The following is a 16,097-nucleotide window of genomic DNA, read 5'->3' as shown; positions in this document are numbered from 1 at the left end:
AACAGATCATGAATCGAGTGACCTTCGCGCAGCCCGACATCACGCTCATGCTCGACCTCGAGGGCGTGATCCGGAAGGCGTCGCTGTCGAATGCGATTCCCGCGGAGACCGTCCAGGACTGGGTCGGTCATCCCTGGACGGAAACCGTGGGGGAATCCGGCGGCGACTGGATCCGCCGCATGCTCGACGACGCGCGCAGCAACGGCGTCTCGGCCTTCCGCCAGGTCCGGCAGCGCTTCCCGAGCGGTCTCGAACTCCCGATCGAATACACCACCGTCCGCCTGGGCGGCGAGGCCGGCCTCATCGCGGTCGGGAAGAACCTCCAGGCCGTGGCCGAGCTCCAGTCCCGGCTGATCGCGACGCAGCAGGCGCGCGAGCAGGACTACTGGAAGCTGCGCGAGATCGAGACGCGCTCCCGCCTGCTGTTCGACGCCTCGAGCGAGGCGGTGCTGGTGGTCGAGGCGCAGACCCTGCGGGTGATCGAAGCCAACCCGGCGGCCATCCGCGCGCTGGGCCTCGCGCCGGGCTGGGAATTCCTGCGCGAGGTCGCCCCCCGCGACATCGAGGCGTTCCGCGGCATGCTGCAGCGGGCGCGGGAGAACGGCCGCGCGCCCGGCATCGCGGTCCATCTCGGCGCCGAGCGCACGGCCTGGCTGGTGCGTGCGACACTGATGGCGCACGACCCCGGCCCGGTGTTCCTGCTGCAGCTCACCTCCAGTGCCGTGGAACCGCAGGTCGCGGCCCGCGGCACCGCGCTGCGGCTCGACGACCTGCTCGAGCGCCTGCCGGACGCCTTCATCGTCACCGACCAGGATGGCCTGATCCGGCGCGCGAACCGCGCCTTCCTCGACATGGCGCAGATGCCGGCGGAGGGAGGGGTGCTGGGCGAATCGCTGGGTCGCTGGCTGGCGGGGCCGGGCGACGGGCTCGCGGTACTGCTCGCGAACCTGCATCAGCATGGCGAGGTGCGCGTCTTTCCCTCGGTCCTGACCGGCGAGCTCGGCACCGAGGTCGAGGTCGAGCTTTCGGCGGCCGCGGGCGGCATCGGCGCCTCGCGCGCCATCGGCATCGTCGTGCGCGACGTCGGCCGGCGGATCTGGGCGCGGGCCGAAGGGTCCTGCCTGCGGGAAGCGATCGGCGGCATCGAGGCCGGCATCGGCAGCACGCCGCTGCCGATGCTCGTCCGCCGCATCGCGGAGGTCCTCGAGCGGCACTGCATCGAACGCGCGCTCGGCATCGCGGAGGGCAACCGGACGGCGGCCGCGGAGCTGCTGGGGCTGAGCCGCCAGAGCCTGTATGCCAAGCTCGGCCGATACGGCCTTCAAGCCGACGCCGAGGAAGGACCGGGAGAGCAGGGGTGACCGGCGACGGCACGCCGGCGCTGCCATCGGTCCCGGCCTTCGGCCAGGCCGACCTGTCGAATTGCGAGCGCGAGCAGATCCATCTCGCCGGGTCGATCCAGCCGCATGGTGCGTTGCTGCTGGTGGACGAGCAGGACCTGCGCATCGTGCAGGCGAGCGCCAACGCAGCGAGGTTTCTCGGGGAGGCCGACCCGCTGCTGGGCCGTGCGCTCGGCGATCTGGATGGCGCGCTGGAACGCCGCGTGCGCGCGCTCGGCGCCGACCCGCTCGATGCCGTGCCCGTCGCGCTGCAGTGCCGCGTGGGCCGGCGCGCGGTCGCCTGCGACGTGCTGCTGCACCGGCCCTCGACCGGTGGCCTGGTCCTGGAGTTCGAACCGGCCGGCGAGCCGCTCGACTTCGCCGAACAGGTCGAGCGCGCGCTGCAGAAGCTGCTGTCGACCTACAACCTGCAATCCCTGTGCGACGAGGCGGCGCGGATCTTCCGCGACATCAGCGGCTACGACCGCGTGATGATCTACCGCTTCGACGAGGACGGCCACGGCGAGGTGTTCTCGGAGCAGCGGCGCCAGGACCTCGAGGCCTTCCTCGGCAACCGCTATCCAGCCTCGGACATCCCGCAGATCGCGCGCCGGCTCTATGAGCGGAACCGCGTCCGCGTCCTGGTCGACATCGGCTACACGCCGGTGCCGATCGAACCGCGCGTGTCGCCGGCGACGGGCCTCGAGCTCGACATGTCGCTCTGCGTGCTGCGCAGTTCCTCCCCGATCCATGTGCAGTACCTGCGCAACATGGGCGTGGCGGCGACGATGGTCGGGTCCATCATGGTGGGCGGCAGGCTGTGGGGCCTGGTCTCGTGCCACCATTACGTCCCGCGCATCGCCTCCTTTGCCGTACGGGCGGTGTGCGAGCTGCTGGCCGAGGCGCTCGGCACCCGCATCGCCGCGCTGGAAAGCTTCTTCCAGGGCCAGGCCGAGATTTCGGTGCGCCGGCTCGAACAGCGGATGATCGAGGCGATCACGCGCAAGGGCGACTGGCAGGCCGCGCTGTTCGAAGCCTCGGACACCCTGCTGCAGCCGGTCGGCGCGACAGGCGCCGCGCTGCTGTTCGAAGGGCAGGTGCAGTCGGCCGGCGAGGTGCCGGGCACCGCCGAACTGCGCGAGATCGGGCAGTGGCTCGACCGCCAGGCGCGCGCGCCCTTCTTCGCCACCAATGCCCTCGCCGCAAGGCTGCCCGCCATGGGCCGGCTCGCGCGGGTGGCGAGCGGCCTGCTGGCCGCGCCGGTGTCGACGGCGCCGGGCGAATACCTGCTGTGGTTCCGGCCGGAGCGGAAGCACACCGTCACCTGGGGCGGCGACCCGAACAAGGCGGTGATCGTCGGCAACGACCCGGCCGACCTCTCGCCGCGGCGGTCCTTCGCGCAATGGCACCAGGTGGTGGAAGGCACCGCGGCGCCCTGGTCGGCGCGCGACCTGGCCGCGGCGCGCATCATCGGGGAGACGGTTACCGACGTCGTGCTGCAGTTCCGCTCGGTGCGGATGCTGATCGCGCAGGACCAGCTCAACATGGTTCGCCGGCAGGTGATCGAATCGGATCTGCCGGTCGTGATCTGCGATTCCGGCGGCGAGATCCAGCTGGCGAACCAGGCCTTCGACCATCTGCTGCCCGACGGTGCGCGCAAGGCGCTGCATCACGTCGAGGAGCTCTTCGAGCATTTCGAGGACGCTGCGCTGACCCGTCGCCGGCTGCGCGACGTGCTCGGCAACCTGCGCAGCTGGCGCGGGGAAGTGCGGCTCCGGGGCGGGGAGGGGCGCGCCCTGCTGGTGCGCGCGGATCCGGTGTTCTCGGCACCGGATCGCGTGCTGGGCTTCATCTTCCTGTTCAACGACCTGACCCGGCGCAAGGAAGCCGATGCCGCGCGGCGCCGCTTCCAGGAGGGCATCGTGGAGAGCCACCGGCCGCGCGCCGGCCGGCTCGATTCCCGCGAGGACCTGGTGTTCCGCACCTTGCTGGCTTCGGTCGTCGAGAATGCGCAGCTCGCCGCGCTCGAGATCACCGACGGCGTCGAGGCCGAGCGGATGCCCGACCTGCTCGAGAGCGTCCGTGCCTCGGTCGCGCGCACGGCGGACATGCTCGAGGTGCTGATCTGGCACGCGCACCACGTCGCGGCGAAGCGCTCGACGGAGCAGGATTGAACCATGGACGGCGCGACGGCGGCCCCCGCATCGCGTCGGCCCGGCCTGGCGCGCCGGGCGCTGCGGGACGGCACCCGGCTGCAGCACGAGCGGATGCACGTGCATCCGCGGTTGCGGCGCCTCGAGGACGGATCGATCGGGCGGGAGGACTACGGGACCCTGCTGCTGGACTTCCTGCGCTTCCACAGCGCGGTCGAGGCGCGGCTTGCGCAGGGGCCGGATCCGGCGCCGGTCGGCATCGAGCTGGCGGCCCACCGGCGCTCCGATCAGCTTCGCGACGACCTGGCGGCGCTCGGCGTGCCCGTGCCGGACCCGATGGCGCCGGTGGACGGACTCGCCGTGCCGCGGTCGATCGCGGCCGCCCTCGGCTACCTGTACGTCACGGAAGGATCGCGCCTCGGCGGCCGCGTCCTGGCGAAGGCGCTGGACGGGATCCTGCCGGCGGGGTGTCCCGCCGGGCGCCGGTTCCTGTCCGGCGATGGGCTCTGCGGGAATCGCGGCTGGGCCGCCTTCTGCGACGTGCTGGACGCGGCGGGCGACACCCCCGGGCGCCGCGTCGCGATGATCGAATCCGCGCAGGCGGCCTTCGCCGCGCTGGAGGCCTGCCTCGCCGTCGGGCGTCAGTAGCCCCGCGCCGGATCGACGAGGCCGAGCAGCGGCGCGCCCCGTTCATGGCGCTCGAGATTGGCGAGCACCGCTTCGACGGCCGTTTCCGGCTGGGTCATGCTGGCGATGTGGGGCGTCAGCCAGATGCGCGGATGGCGCCAGAAGGGATGATCCGGCGGAAGCGGCTCGGGATCGGTCACGTCGAGGATGGCGCTGGACAGGTGCCCCGCCTCCAGGGCCTCCAGCAGGTCGTCCTGCACCAGGTGCCCGCCCCGGCCGGTGTTCACCAGTGCCGCGCCGCGCGGCAGCATCGCGAACCGATCCCGGTTCAGGATGCCGCGCGTTTCCGCCGTCAGCGGCAGCAGGCAGACGAGGATGTCGCAGCCGTTCAGGAAGGCCGGCAGGGCGTCGCTCCCGGCATGGCAGGTGACGCCCGGGAGCCGCCGCGGCGACCGGCTCCACCCCGACAGCGCGAAGCCGAAGGGGGCGAGGGCCGTCAGTACCGCGCGGCCGAGCTCGCCAAGGCCGAGGATGCCGACGCGCCGCGTCGCCGCGCGCCGCACCCGGATCTTGCGCCAGGCGCCTTCCTTCTGGTGGTTGAGGTAGTCCGGCATGTCGCGATGGATCGCGAGCACGGCCATGGTCGCGTATTCGACCATCGCGTCGATGATGCCCGGCTCGATCATGCGCACCAGCGGAACGCCGGGCGGCAGCAGCGAGAGGTCGAACTGGTCGACGCCGGCGCCGGTCGAGAACATCACCTGGAGGTTCGGGAAGCGCGTCGCGACATCCGGCTGCGGCACCCAGGCCGCCATGTAGCGGATCGCCGCCGGATCGCCGGTCTCGGGCCAGATGTGGAAGGGGAGGTCCGGGCGCCGTTCGGCGAACAGCCGCGCCCATTCGCGGCCCAGCACGGGGTCCGCCTTGTAGAGAAAAGCCATCAGCCCATCGCATCCTGTCCCGCCGGCGCCATCGTCACGCCCGCGCCGCGTCCCGTCGCGGTGCCGCGGCACCGGGCCTGCCTTAGCACGGTCGCGCGCAAGCGCGGACTCAGGCGGCCTCGGCCAGCATCTCCCGCACGCAGCGCGTCGCGACGGGATATCCCCGCGCGCCGAGGCCCGCGACGACCGCCGTCGCGACGGCCGACATCAGCGAATGATGGTAGATCGCCTCCCGCCGGTGGATGTTCGACAGGTGCAGCTCGATGATGATGCCCTTGAACATCTTCAGCGCGTCGAGGACGGGGATGGAGCGGAAGGTCAGCCCGGCGGGGTTGATCACGATGCCGCCGGCCTCGTCGTCGATCGCCTCGTGGATCCAGTCGACGAGCTGCCCTTCCCAGTTGGTCTGGCGGAACACGAGGGGATGCTCGCCGGTCTCCGCGCGGCACATCGCCTCGATCTCGGCGAGGGTCGTGCGGCCGTAGATCTCCGGCTCCCGCTTGCCGAGCCGGTTGAGGTTGGGCCCGTTCAGCACATGGATGGAGCGCGGCATCGCGAAGGTCTCCTCAACCCTGGTAGCCGAGCTGGCGCGGCAGCCAGAGCACGAGCTCGGGGACATAGGTGATCAGCATCAGCGCCGCGACCATCGCGACGAGGAAGGGCAGGGTGTCCCGCACCACCGCCGTCAGCGGCTGGTCGGACAGCTTCGCGCAGATGAACAGCAGCAGCCCGTAGGGCGGCGTGATCAGGCCGATCATGATGTTCACGACCACGACGACGCCGAAATGCACCATGTCGATGCCGAGCGCCTGGGCCGTCGGCACCAGCACCGGCACGACCACCAGCAGGATGGTGCTGCCTTCCATCAGGCAGCCGAGCACCAGCAGGATCAGGTTCACCACCAGCAGGAACTGCCAGGGCGACATCTCCCACCCCGCGAGGATGCCGCGCACCGTGTTGGGCACGTTCTCGCTGGTGATGACGTAGTTCAGCGCCAGCGCGCCGGCGATCAGCATGCCGATCGCGGCGGTGGACCGCGCGCTTTCGCGCACCGCCGCCCAGGTCTGGGCGAGGGTGATGCTGCGGTAGAACACCGCGGCGATCAGCCAGGCATAGGCGGCGGCGACGGCCGCGGCCTCGGTCGGCGTCATCACGCCGCCATAGATGCCGCCCAGCAGGATCACCGGCATCAGCAGCGCGGGCAGCGCCTCGAGCGTCAGGCGGGGGAACTCGCGCAGCGGCACGCGCTCGGCGATCGGGAAGTCGTGCCGATGGGCCATCCAGCTGTTGATGCCCATCTGCGCGATGGCCATCAGCAGGCCCGGGATCACGCCGCCGAGGAACAGGTAGCCGATCGAGGCATCCGCCACGAGCGCATACAGCACCATCGGGATGGAGGGCGGGATGATCGGGCCGATCACCGCGGTGACCGCCGTGAGCGCCGCCGCGTAGCTCGCGGGATAGGCGCCGCCCTTGGTCATCATGTCGATCTGCACCTTGCCGCTGCCCGCGGCGTCGGCGATGGCCGATCCCGACATGCCGGCGAAGATCACGCTCTGCACCACGTTGACGTGGCCGAGCCCGCCGCGGAAGCGTCCGACCAGCAGATTGCAGAAGCGCAGCAGCCGATCGGTCAGGCTGCCGGCGTTCATCAGCCCGGCCGAGAAGATGAACAGCGGCACGGCCAGCAGGACATAGCTTCCGTTCAGCCCGTTCAGGACCTGTTCCGCCGCGACGGACATGTCCTGCCCCGAGGTGCCGAGATAGACGATGGTCGCTGTGATCATCGCGAGCCCGATGGGCAGGCCGAGCAGCGACAGCCCGAGCAGCGCGACCATCGCGAGGGTGAAGGGATCGAGCAGGCTCACGCGATGCGACCCAGCCCGCGGCCCGTCACCGACCGCCAGACGATCGCCGCGTGGCGGACGATCATCGCCACCGCGAAGATAAGGTAGACGGAGTAGAGGATATCGAAGCGGATGCCGAGATAGGCCGACGTCTCGACCTTCATGAAGGTGACGTAGTCCACCATCGCGGGCAGCGACCAGGTGAAGACGGCGACCACGGCGGCGCTCGCGATGCCGTCCGCGACGCGGCGCAGGCGCTGCGGCAGCAGGCCGTACAGCACGTCGAAGCGGATCTCCTCCTCGTCGCGCAGCACGAGGCCGGCGCCCCACAGGATTCCCCAGACCCAGCACAGGGTCGACAGCTCGGCCGTCCAGCTCAGCGGCGCGTTCAGCACGTAGCGCGTCACGACCTGCAGCATGAAGGCGACGAACATCGCCACCAGCAGCGCGGAGAGCACATCCTCCGCGCGGCGGCCGAGCCAACCGGTCATCGCGCCGGGATCAGCGGATCGCGTTGATGCGGTCGAGGACGCCCGCCGGCCAGCTCTGCGACTGGCTGGAGGCGAGGTAGCGACGCTGCGCCTCGGCCCGGAAGGCATCGAGGTTCGGCACATAGACCTCGAGGCCCTGAGACTTGAACACGTCGACGCATTCCTGTTCCTGCGCCAGGTGGCGGCGCGTGCTCTCCGCGATCGCCTTGTCGGCGGCGGCCTGCACGGTGGTGCGCTGCGCCGGCGTCAGCGCGTCCCAGGTGCGCGACGAGATCGACAGCAGGTCATAGGCGACGAGATGGCTGGTGAGGACGAACTGCGTCGTCACCTCGTTGAAGCGCATGGTGCGACTGGTCGGCAGCGGATTGTCCTGGCCGTCCACCGTGCCGGTCTGCAGCGCGGTGTAGAGCTCGGCGAAGGCGACCGGCGTCGGGTTGGCGCCCAGCGCCTCGCCCAGGAACTGCCAGGTCTCGCCCGGCGGCATCCGCAGCTTGATGCCGGCCATGTCCGCCGGCGTCGCGATGCGCCGCCGCGGCTTCAGGTTCACGTGCCGCGTGCCGAAATAGAGCGGCCCGAGGACCTGCACGTTCAGCTGGTCGCGCGCCATCTTCTTGAAGTCCTCGCCGATCGGGCTGGCGAAGACCTTGTTCATGTGGTCGACATCGCGGAACAGGTAGGCCGATGCCATCGCCGACCAGGCCGGGATCTGGCGCGAGAAATCCTGCGGCGCGAGGTTCGCCATCTCGACATTGCCGCGCTGGATCGCGACCAGCTCCGTGCCCTGGCGGAACAGCGTCGCGTTGAGGTGCAGCTCGACGTCGAACTCGTTCGCGAGGTCGCGCTGGAAGCCGCGCATCGCTTCGGCGCGGATGTCCTGGTCCGAGAAGACGGCGGTGAAGCGGATGCGGCGCCGGGCCTGGGCGCGCGCGGGCAGCGCAGGGGCCGCCAGCGCGACGGCCGCGGCCGCGGCCGTCAGGACGGAGCGGCGTCCGGTGTGCGATCGCATCGGTGTTTCCTTCCCTGGACCTTGTCCTTGGGCCGCAGCGCGGCGCGGCGCTGACGCTAGGGGAGGGTCCTCCCGGCGATCAATAGCGATTCGGAGGATTATCCGATATTTCGTGTAATGCCGGCTATTGTGCCGGCGCCACGCCTTGCCAATAGTGTCGCGCATGGCGCCAGCAGCCGGCAGCGACGAAACCCCAGGGGAGGCGGCCTATCGCCGCATCCGCGCCGATGTCGTGCTCGGTCGCCTGGCGCCGGGCCGCAAGCTCGGCCTCGATGGCCTGCGCGGCACCTATGGCGTGGCGATCGGCACCCTGCGCGAAGCGCTGTTCCGGTTGGCCACGGAGGGCCTGGTGTTGGCGGAGGGCCAGCGCGGCTTCGCCGTCGCCCCGGTCTCGCCCGAGGATTTCCGGGAAGTCGCGGAACTCCGGCTGCTGCTGGAATGCCATGCGGTCGCCGCATCCTTCGCCGCGGGCGATCTCGACTGGGAAGGCGGCGTCGTCGCCGCGCATCACAAGCTCGCCACGCTCGAACGGCGTCTGCTCGCCGGCGAGAAGGCGGATGCGGCGCAGTGGAAGCGCTACGACCGTGAATTCCATCAGGCGCTGATCGCCGCCTGCGGGTCCGAGACGCTGCTCGAGACCTACGCCGCCGCCTATGACAGGTTCCTGCGCTACCAGATGGTCGCCGTCGTGTTCCGGGGCGCGGCGGCGGCGGAGCAGCATGCCGCGCTGCTCGACTGCGCCCTCGCCCGCGATGCGCCGCGCGCGCAGCGCATCCTGCGTGACCACGTCGAAGGCTGCGTCGAGCATGTCGTGCAGGCGGGCACGCTCGCGCCCTTCGCGCCGCGGCCGCGCGTCGCCGCACAGGCAGCGCCGCGCCGCGCGGGCGGTGGCGCGCGATGAGCGAGGCGACCAGCGAACGCGCCTTCGGGCGGATCCGCGCCGATATCCTGCGCGGCGTCCTCGGCCCCGGCCGGAAACTGACGCTCGACCGGCTGCGGGAAAGCTACGGCGTCGGCCTCAGCACGCTGCGGGAGAGCCTGAGCCGCCTGGTGGCCGAACGGCTGGTGGTGGCGGAGGGCCAGCGCGGCTTCGAGGTTGCCGGCTTCTCCGAGACGGAGCTGCGGGAGGTGGCGGAACTCCGCCTTCTGCTGGAGGGCCACGCCCTGGAGCACGCCTTCCGGACCGGCGACGTGGAATGGGAGGCCGACGTCGTCGCGGTCCACCACAAGCTGTCCCAGATGCAGGACCGCCTCGCCGCCGGCGACGCCGCCGCGCTCGAACCCTGGCGACGCTTCGATGCGGAGTTTCACAAGGCGCTCATCTCCGCCTGCGGATCGCGCGCGCTGATGGCGACGCATGGCAGCATCTTCGACCGCTACTCGCGGTACCAGAATCTCGCCCTCGGCTTCCGCGGGGCGATTGCCGTGCGCGAGCACCGCGACCTGTGCGACGCGGCGATCCGACGGGACGCCGCCGCGGCGCGCGAGGTCCTGGCCGCCCACATCCGGGGCGGCGTCGAACATGCGCTGGCCAGCGGCGGGTTCTGACGCTTCAGCGGCCGGCCTGCACCATCGCCGTGAAGTGCCGCAGCATGCGTTCGGGATCGGGCGCGATGCCGGTAAACAGGCGGAACGCGCCGACGGCCTGGAACACTGCCATGCCGCCGCCATCCAGTGTCCGGCAGCCGGCCGCGCGCGCGGCGCGCAGCAACGCCGTCTCGATCGGGAAGTAGATGACGTCGGCCACCCAGAGCTCCGGCCGCAGCAGCGCGGCGGGCAGCGGCATGCCCGGCAGCTTGGTCATCCCCACGGGCGTGCAGTTCACCAGGCCGTCGGCGTCGCCCATGGCCTGCGCGACGGCTTCGATCGCTCGCGCGCGGTTCGCGCCGAAGCGGGCCAGCAGGCCGCGGACGAGCGCTTCGGCCCGGGATGCCTCGGCGTCGTGCACCGACAGACGTTCGACGCCCTCGGCCAGCAGCGCATGCGCCACCGCAGCGCCGGCGCCGCCGGCGCCGATCATCACGACATGGCGGCGCGCGACATCGGGCAGGCTGCGCCGAAACGCCTCGGCGAAGCCGGAACAGTCGGTGTTGTGGCCGATGCGCCGTCCGTCGCGCAGCACCACCGTGTTGACGGCCCCCAGGGCCCGCGCCTCGTCGGTCAGGTCGTGCAGCAGCGGGATGACCGACTGCTTGCAGGGAAAGGTGATGTTGACGCCGGCGAAGCCCGTCCATTCGGCCGCCGCCAGGAGGTCCGGCAGGGCTTCCGGTCCGAGCCCGAGCACGTCGATGTCGATGCGCCGGTAGATCAGGCGCAGGCCCTGCTCCGCGCCCTCGCGTTCATGCATCGCCGGTGTCAGGGAGGCCTGGATGTGGCTGCCGATCAGCCCTTCCAGCACCGCCGGCTGCTCATCCCATCGCATCGTGACCCGATCTTTCGCGCGTGCGGCCTGAATGGCCCGATCCGCACGCGACGGTCAATGCGACGTCCATGGCTGGGCCGGGGCGGGCGCGCGATCGCACCCGCCCTGGCGGAAACCCGCCTCGCTATTCGGGGCGGATGTTGTGCGCCCGGATCACCTCGCCCCAGGTCGCGCGGTCGGCCATGATCTGCCGCACGAAATCCTGCTGGGTGCCGCCGAGCCGCTGCAGGCCGTTCTCCACGAACCGGCGCTGGACGTCGGGCGCCTGCATTGCCTTGTTGATCTCCTCGTTCCAGCGCGCGGTGAGCTCGGGGCTCATCCGCCCCGGGCCGACGATGCCGAACCAGTTGTGGATGACGAACTGGGGCAGGCCCTGGCGCGAGATCACCGGCAGGTCCGGCATCAGCGGCGAGGCCTCGGAGGCGCCATAGGCGACGGCGCGCAGCCCGCCGCCGCGGATCTGCGCCATGTATTCGGGCATGTTGCCGAACATCACGTCGACGCGCCCCGCGACGATGTCGAGGATCGCCGGCGCGCCGCCGCGATAGGGCACCTGTTCGATCTGCGCGCCGGTGAGCGACATGAACAGCACGCAGGAGAGCTGCTGGCTCGAACCCGGTCCGACCGTCGCGCAGCGCAGGCTGCGCGGGCGTTCCTTGCCGATCCGCGCCAGGTCCTGCCAGGTGCGGATCTCGCCATTCGGGTTGGCGACGAGGATGTTGTAGACGGAGGCGGCGTTGACGATCGGCGTCAGGTCGGTGTCGACGTTGTAGGGCACCTGCTGCATCTGCGGCGTGATCGCCATGATGCCCATGGACGCGAGCAGGATGGTGTGCCCGTCGGGTGCCGCGCGGGCCGCCTCCTGCGTGGCGATCACGCCGGCGGCGCCGGTGCGGTTCTCCACCACCACGCGCTGCCCGATCTGCTGCGACAGCTGCTCGGCCAGGATGCGCCCGAGCAGGTCGGACGTCCCGCCGGGCGCGAAGGCGTTGAGGAACCGGACCTCCCGGTTGAGGAACGGCTGCTGCGCCGCGGCGGGCAGCGCCGCCCCGAGACCGGCGATCGCAAGGGCCGCCAGGCCCAGGCGCCGTATCCGTGATGCTGTCATTCGTGTCCTCCCATTCCCGGTTGATGTGGCCCGCCGCGCTGCGGGCCTGGGTCAGGCCGTGCGGCCGTACTGTTCGAGGAACGCCTCCCGCACCGTGATGCCGAGGCCGGGGCGATCGGGGATCGCGACCATGCCGTCCTCGACGGGGAAATCCTCCTCGATCAGGTCGTGCAGCATCGGGTTGTGGCCGAGCGAGTATTCCAGGATGAAGCCCGCCGATTGCGTCGCCGCGAGATGCAGACCGGCGGCGAAGGCCGGCGCGCCCGACCACAGATGCGGCGCGAGGCGCAGGTTGAAGGCACTCGCGATCGCGCCGATGCGCAGGCCTTCCGTCAGCCCGCCCGCGATGGCGAGGTCGGGCTGCAGCACGTCCGCGCCGCGCAGCTCCGCGATCTCGCGGAAATCGTGGCGGGTGAATTCGCTCTCGCCGGTGCTGATCGGCACGGCGCTGCTGCGGCGGACTTCCGCCAGGCCCTGCTTGTCGTCGGCGCTGACCGGTTCCTCGAACCAGTACAGGTCCTGGTCCTCGACCATGCGGCAGAAGGCCTTGGCCTCGGCGACGGTCCAGGTGCCGTGCGCGTCGGCCATCAGCTTGATGTCGGGCCCGAGCGCCTTGCGGGCGGCGCGCACGCGCGCGGCGGACCGCGCGGGCGATCCGTCCATGACGCCGATGCGCATCTTCACCGCGCGGAAGCCGGCCTTGTCGCAATAGCCCTTGAGCTGCGCGCCGATACTGGCCTCGTCCGCCCAGCCGCCCGAGGCATAGGCGGGCATGCGCTCGGCGCGCCTGCCGCCGAGCAGCCGCCACACCGGCACGCCGAGCGACTTGCCGAGGATGTCCCACAGCGCGACGTCCACGCCCGCGATGGCCGAGATCGACAGCCCCCGCCGGCCGAGCTGCGGCAGCACATGGCCTTCGGCGACCGCGTAGCCCTCGCGCGGCGTGTTGTACATCACGTCCCACAGGCGGGAGATGTCGCGCGGATCCTGGCCGACCAGCAGCGGTGCGTAGTCGAGATTCACGATGGCCGCGAGGCCCGCGCAGGCGGCGGCGCTGCCGACGCCGGCCTTGCATTCGCCCCAGCCGGTGAGGCCGGCATCGGTCTCGATGCGCACGATGACGGAATCGAAGGAGGTGACGCGGCCGAAATCGCTGGTGTGCTGCCGTTCATAGGGGATCGGCACATGGCACCAGGTGGCCTGGACGCGGGTGATCTTCATGCGGCGTTGCCTTCCTCGGGCATCGGCAGGCCGAGCGCGCGGCGACGGGCGCGCGACGCTTCCCAGGCCTCGGGGTTGAAGAAGTTGAGCGGGCGGAGGCCCGCCAGGATGCGCACCGTGTCGGTCGCCGAGACGCGGCTCATCGTCTCGACGCTTTCCATCGTCAGGCCGGCCGCGTGCGGCGACAGGATGACGTTCGGCAGGGCGCGCAGCGGATGGTCGGTCGCGAGCGGCTGCGCCCAGTAGACGTCGAGCGCCGCGCCGCCGATGCGCCCTTCGCGCAGCGCCGCGACGAGCGGGCCTTCCTGCACCACCGGCCCGCGCGAGACGTTCAGCAGCCAGGCGGTCGGCTTCATGCGGGCGAGCATCGCCGCGTCGACGATGCCCTGCGTCTCCGGCGTCAGCGGGCAGGCGAGGGCGATGTAGTCGCTCTCGGCGAACAGGTCCGGCAGGGCGGCATAGGCGATGTGCTCCGGCAGCCCCGCGGCGTGACGCCGGTGTCCGAGCACGCGCATGCCGAAGCCGAGGGCGGCGATGCGCCCGAGCCGCGAGCCGATGTCGCCGACGCCGAGGATGCCGAGCGTCTTGCCGCGCAACTCGGTCGCGGTCGCGGATCGGCTGCGCGCCGGCCCCCAGCCATTGGCGAGGTGGTCGGCGTGCATCGCTTCGACATGCCGTGCGGCGGCGAGCATCTGCGCGACGAGGAACTCCGCCACGGCATCGGCGTTCGAACCGGGCACGTTCGCGACCAGCACGCCATGCGCCGTGCAGGACTCCACCGGGATCATGTCCACGCCGACGCCGTGCCGCACCGCCGCCAGCAGACGGGGCGCGTGGTCCAGCAGGTCGTCGGGCAGCTTCTGGCGGACCATCACCGCATCGGCGTCGCGGCACAGGGCGCGCAAGGCGTCGGGGCCGGAGCCCGACAGGCGGGCGATCTCGTGCCCGGCCTCGGTCAGGATGCGTTCGGCGATGGGCTCGACCGGATCGGTCAGGGCGACGCGCATCAGCCGACCTTCCAGCGCGCGAGCACCTCGCGGTCCACCTCGATGCCGAGGCCGGGACCGTCCGGCACCTTCACGATGCCCTTCACCTGGCGGATCGGTTCCTGCGCCAGGTCGTCGCGCAGCGGGTTCGGCGTCTGCTCGAATTCCAGCATCGGCGGGATGGGGCGGAAGGCCGGCGGGGTGTCGGGCAGGGCGGCGAGGAACTGCACCGTCGCGGCAAGTCCGATCGCGCTGCCCCAGGCATGCGGGACGCATTCCACCCCATGCGCGGAGGCCAGCGTCGCGATCTTGCGGCATTCGCTGATGCCGCCCGCGGCGCAGACATCGGGCTGGACGATGTCCATCGCCTTCTTCGCGATGATGTCGCGGAAGCCCCAGCGGGTGAAGTCGTTCTCCCCACCGGCCACCGCCATGTCGAGCGCGCGCGTGACCTCCACATAGCCGTCATGGTCCTCGGGGCTGATCGGTTCCTCGAACCACAGCAGGTCGAGCGGTTCCATCATGCGGCCGAGCCGGATCGCCTGCGGCACCGTGAAGCAATGGTTCGCATCGACCGCGAGCTTCACCTCCGGCCCGATCGCGTCGCGCACCGCCTTCACGCGGCGGTGGTCGAGCGCCGGGTCGCCGAGCCCGATCTTCATCTTGATGGCGCGGAAGCCCTGTTCGGCATAGCCGACGGCTTCCTCCACCGCTTCCTCGACCAGGCGGTTCATGTCGATGAAATACAGGCCGGTGGCATAGGCCATGACCTCGGTGCGATGCGCGCCGCCGATCAGCTTGTGGATCGGCTTGCCCACGGCGCGGCCCATGATGTCCCACAGCGCGATGTCGATGCCGGACAGCGCGGTGATGGCGAAGCCCTGCGCGCCGTAGTCCTTGATGCGGTTGTACAAATCCTCCCACACCACCTCCACGTCGAAGGGGTCGCGGCCGATGATGCGCGGGGCGTACTGCGTCTCGATCAGCGCCTTGTTCACCGCCGCCGGGCCGTAGCATTCGCCCCAGCCGGTGATGCCCGCATCCGTCGCGATCTCGACGATGCAGGAGGAACGCGTGGAGTAGACCCAGCCGCGGGCCGAGACGAAGGGCTTCTCGACCTTCGACTGCAGCAGGTGGCAGGTGACGGACGTGACCTTCATGAAGCGGCTTTTCCCCCCGGAAGACGTTGCTGCAGCAATTCGTGCCAATAGGCCTCGGTCGATTGCAGATGCGCGCGCATCAGCCCCGCGGCGGCGGTGGCGTCGCCGGCGCGGATCGCATCGGCCATGGCCTCGTGCTGGCGCTGCGCCTCGGGCGCGCGGCGGCCATCGGCGAAGTAGTGCCAGCGCCGCGTGCGCGAGAGCAGGTAGAAGGAATTGACCACCCGACGCAGTACGCTGTTGCGCGTGGCCGCCGCGACGGCCAGGTGGAATTCCGCGTCGCAGGCCGCGAAGTTATCGCCGGCCGCGACGGTCCGCCGCCCGGCCTCGAGCGCCGCATCGATGCGGGCCAGGTCCTCGTCCTTCCGGCGCAGCCCGGCGAGTTCGGTGCCCTGCACCTCGAGGATTCGCCGCATCTCGATGAGCTCGGACACCTCCGCCTCGTCCAGCGGCACGCCGAGATCGGCCCGCAGCACCAGCGCATCGAGGCTGCCGTCGCGGTCCATGGCGCGCAGGTAGATGCCGGAGTTCGGGCGCCGCTCGACCATGCGCACGGTCTCGAGCACGGCGATCGCCTCGCGGATCGCGTTGCGCCCGACCTCGAAGCGCTCGGCGAGCTCGCGTTCCGAGGGCAGGCGCTCGCCCGAGGTCAGGCGGCGGTCCGCGACGAAGGCGAGGATGCGCGCGACGAGGTCCGACCGTTCGTCCTCGCGGGCGGGGCGCACCGAGATCGCCGGGTGTGCTGGCGACATGTCT

General features: G+C 71.1%; 16 protein-coding genes. 5 read left to right on the top strand and 11 right to left on the bottom strand.

The annotated features are described in order from the left end of the window. Positions 1 to 8 precede the first annotated feature (8 nt). From ppsR to GWK16_RS19190, 3 genes are read left to right on the top strand one after another with little or no spacing between them, the layout of a single operon-like run. Positions 9 to 1,361: a transcriptional regulator PpsR gene (gene ppsR / locus GWK16_RS19200; RefSeq protein ID WP_170055580.1), complete on the top strand. Its 1,353-nt coding sequence runs from the start codon at positions 9 to 11 to the stop codon at positions 1,359 to 1,361. Beyond that, complete coding sequence (locus tag GWK16_RS19195) at positions 1,358 to 3,553, top strand: GAF domain-containing protein (protein WP_211187557.1); 2,196 nt, start codon at positions 1,358 to 1,360, stop codon at positions 3,551 to 3,553. Before ppsR ends, GWK16_RS19195 begins: the two co-directional genes overlap by 4 nt. Positions 3,554 to 3,556: 3 nt before the next feature. Continuing rightward, a complete protein-coding gene (locus GWK16_RS19190) occupies positions 3,557 to 4,180 on the top strand; it encodes a biliverdin-producing heme oxygenase (RefSeq protein WP_170055579.1) in 624 nt (207 codons plus the stop codon). Here GWK16_RS19190 and GWK16_RS19185 read toward each other — a convergent pair. The 5 genes from GWK16_RS19185 to dctP all read right to left on the bottom strand — a co-directional run bounded on the left by GWK16_RS19185 (position 4,174) and on the right by dctP (position 8,444). After that, complete coding sequence (locus GWK16_RS19185) at positions 4,174 to 5,100, bottom strand: 2-hydroxyacid dehydrogenase (protein WP_170055578.1); 927 nt, start codon at positions 5,098 to 5,100, stop codon at positions 4,174 to 4,176. The two genes, GWK16_RS19190 and GWK16_RS19185, sit on opposite strands and share 7 nt — an antisense overlap. A gap of 109 nt (positions 5,101 to 5,209) precedes the next feature. Then, positions 5,210 to 5,653, bottom strand: a complete 444-nt coding sequence (locus tag GWK16_RS19180; RefSeq protein WP_170055577.1) for a type II 3-dehydroquinate dehydratase — start codon at positions 5,651 to 5,653, stop codon at positions 5,210 to 5,212. 13 nt (positions 5,654 to 5,666) lie between these two features. Next, positions 5,667 to 6,968: a TRAP transporter large permease subunit gene (locus GWK16_RS19175; protein WP_170055576.1), complete on the bottom strand. Its 1,302-nt coding sequence runs from the start codon at positions 6,966 to 6,968 to the stop codon at positions 5,667 to 5,669. Beyond that, positions 6,965 to 7,438 carry a TRAP transporter small permease gene (locus GWK16_RS19170; RefSeq protein ID WP_170055575.1) on the bottom strand — a complete coding sequence of 158 codons (474 nt, stop codon included), beginning with the start codon at positions 7,436 to 7,438 and terminating at the stop codon, positions 6,965 to 6,967. The genes GWK16_RS19175 and GWK16_RS19170 overlap by 4 nt, the downstream gene beginning before the upstream one ends. A gap of 10 nt (positions 7,439 to 7,448) precedes the next feature. Next, entirely contained in the window at positions 7,449 to 8,444 is a 996-nt protein-coding gene (dctP, locus tag GWK16_RS19165; RefSeq protein ID WP_170055574.1) for a TRAP transporter substrate-binding protein DctP, read from the bottom strand. Positions 8,445 to 8,607: 163 nt separating this feature from the next. Between dctP and GWK16_RS19160 the strand changes: the two genes are divergently transcribed. Both GWK16_RS19160 and GWK16_RS19155 read left to right on the top strand, forming a co-directional pair. After that, the gene (locus GWK16_RS19160; RefSeq protein ID WP_170055573.1) at positions 8,608 to 9,345 is read left to right on the top strand and encodes a GntR family transcriptional regulator; all 738 of its coding nucleotides are present in this window, start codon (positions 8,608 to 8,610) and stop codon (positions 9,343 to 9,345) included. Further along, positions 9,342 to 9,992 (top strand): GntR family transcriptional regulator, encoded by a 651-nt coding sequence (locus GWK16_RS19155; protein ID WP_170055572.1) that lies wholly within the window; start codon positions 9,342 to 9,344, stop codon positions 9,990 to 9,992. The genes GWK16_RS19160 and GWK16_RS19155 overlap by 4 nt, the downstream gene beginning before the upstream one ends. A 4-nt stretch (positions 9,993 to 9,996) precedes the next feature. Here the strand turns inward: GWK16_RS19155 and GWK16_RS19150 are convergent, their stop codons facing one another. The 6 genes from GWK16_RS19150 to GWK16_RS19125 form a co-directional block, all read right to left on the bottom strand. After that, positions 9,997 to 10,866 carry a shikimate dehydrogenase gene (locus GWK16_RS19150; RefSeq protein WP_170055571.1) on the bottom strand — a complete coding sequence of 290 codons (870 nt, stop codon included), beginning with the start codon at positions 10,864 to 10,866 and terminating at the stop codon, positions 9,997 to 9,999. A gap of 124 nt (positions 10,867 to 10,990) precedes the next feature. Next, the gene (locus tag GWK16_RS19145) at positions 10,991 to 11,974 is read right to left on the bottom strand and encodes a Bug family tripartite tricarboxylate transporter substrate binding protein (RefSeq protein ID WP_170055570.1); all 984 of its coding nucleotides are present in this window, start codon (positions 11,972 to 11,974) and stop codon (positions 10,991 to 10,993) included. A 51-nt stretch (positions 11,975 to 12,025) separates the two neighbouring features. Next, complete coding sequence (locus GWK16_RS19140; protein WP_170055569.1) at positions 12,026 to 13,195, bottom strand: mandelate racemase/muconate lactonizing enzyme family protein; 1,170 nt, start codon at positions 13,193 to 13,195, stop codon at positions 12,026 to 12,028. Beyond that, positions 13,192 to 14,202 (bottom strand): hydroxyacid dehydrogenase, encoded by a 1,011-nt coding sequence (locus GWK16_RS19135; RefSeq protein ID WP_170055568.1) that lies wholly within the window; start codon positions 14,200 to 14,202, stop codon positions 13,192 to 13,194. The genes GWK16_RS19140 and GWK16_RS19135 overlap by 4 nt, the downstream gene beginning before the upstream one ends. Continuing rightward, positions 14,202 to 15,341 carry a mandelate racemase/muconate lactonizing enzyme family protein gene (locus GWK16_RS19130; RefSeq protein WP_170055567.1) on the bottom strand — a complete coding sequence of 380 codons (1,140 nt, stop codon included), beginning with the start codon at positions 15,339 to 15,341 and terminating at the stop codon, positions 14,202 to 14,204. The genes GWK16_RS19135 and GWK16_RS19130 overlap by 1 nt, the downstream gene beginning before the upstream one ends. Further along, positions 15,338 to 16,093 carry a FadR/GntR family transcriptional regulator gene (locus GWK16_RS19125; RefSeq protein ID WP_170055566.1) on the bottom strand — a complete coding sequence of 252 codons (756 nt, stop codon included), beginning with the start codon at positions 16,091 to 16,093 and terminating at the stop codon, positions 15,338 to 15,340. Before GWK16_RS19125 ends, GWK16_RS19130 begins: the two co-directional genes overlap by 4 nt. Between the last annotated feature and the right edge of the window lie 4 nt (positions 16,094 to 16,097).

The sequence above is a fragment of the Neoroseomonas marina genome, from assembly GCF_012927745.1.
GTDB lineage: Bacteria > Pseudomonadota > Alphaproteobacteria > Acetobacterales > Acetobacteraceae > Neoroseomonas > Neoroseomonas marina.
Note: the sequence above shows the minus strand (reverse complement) of the source record. Positions and strands in the feature narration are given on the sequence as shown.

What these genes read in the sequence shown, in the direction of transcription:
- GWK16_RS19140 (WP_170055569.1), bottom strand. Translation starts at nt 13,195, where the DNA reads ATGAAGATCACCCGCGTCCAGGCCACCTGGTGCCATGTGCCGATCCCC.
- dctP (WP_170055574.1), bottom strand. Translation starts at nt 8,444, where the DNA reads ATGCGATCGCACACCGGACGCCGCTCCGTCCTGACGGCCGCGGCCGCG.
- GWK16_RS19170 (WP_170055575.1), bottom strand. Translation starts at nt 7,438, where the DNA reads ATGACCGGTTGGCTCGGCCGCCGCGCGGAGGATGTGCTCTCCGCGCTG.
- GWK16_RS19190 (WP_170055579.1), top strand. Translation starts at nt 3,557, where the DNA reads ATGGACGGCGCGACGGCGGCCCCCGCATCGCGTCGGCCCGGCCTGGCG.
- GWK16_RS19185 (WP_170055578.1), bottom strand. Translation starts at nt 5,100, where the DNA reads ATGGCTTTTCTCTACAAGGCGGACCCCGTGCTGGGCCGCGAATGGGCG.
- GWK16_RS19180 (WP_170055577.1), bottom strand. Translation starts at nt 5,653, where the DNA reads ATGCCGCGCTCCATCCATGTGCTGAACGGGCCCAACCTCAACCGGCTC.
- GWK16_RS19160 (WP_170055573.1), top strand. Translation starts at nt 8,608, where the DNA reads ATGGCGCCAGCAGCCGGCAGCGACGAAACCCCAGGGGAGGCGGCCTAT.
- GWK16_RS19150 (WP_170055571.1), bottom strand. Translation starts at nt 10,866, where the DNA reads ATGCGATGGGATGAGCAGCCGGCGGTGCTGGAAGGGCTGATCGGCAGC.
- GWK16_RS19145 (WP_170055570.1), bottom strand. Translation starts at nt 11,974, where the DNA reads ATGACAGCATCACGGATACGGCGCCTGGGCCTGGCGGCCCTTGCGATC.
- GWK16_RS19130 (WP_170055567.1), bottom strand. Translation starts at nt 15,341, where the DNA reads ATGAAGGTCACGTCCGTCACCTGCCACCTGCTGCAGTCGAAGGTCGAG.
- GWK16_RS19135 (WP_170055568.1), bottom strand. Translation starts at nt 14,202, where the DNA reads ATGCGCGTCGCCCTGACCGATCCGGTCGAGCCCATCGCCGAACGCATC.
- GWK16_RS19125 (WP_170055566.1), bottom strand. Translation starts at nt 16,093, where the DNA reads ATGTCGCCAGCACACCCGGCGATCTCGGTGCGCCCCGCCCGCGAGGAC.
- GWK16_RS19155 (WP_170055572.1), top strand. Translation starts at nt 9,342, where the DNA reads ATGAGCGAGGCGACCAGCGAACGCGCCTTCGGGCGGATCCGCGCCGAT.
- ppsR (WP_170055580.1), top strand. Translation starts at nt 9, where the DNA reads ATGAATCGAGTGACCTTCGCGCAGCCCGACATCACGCTCATGCTCGAC.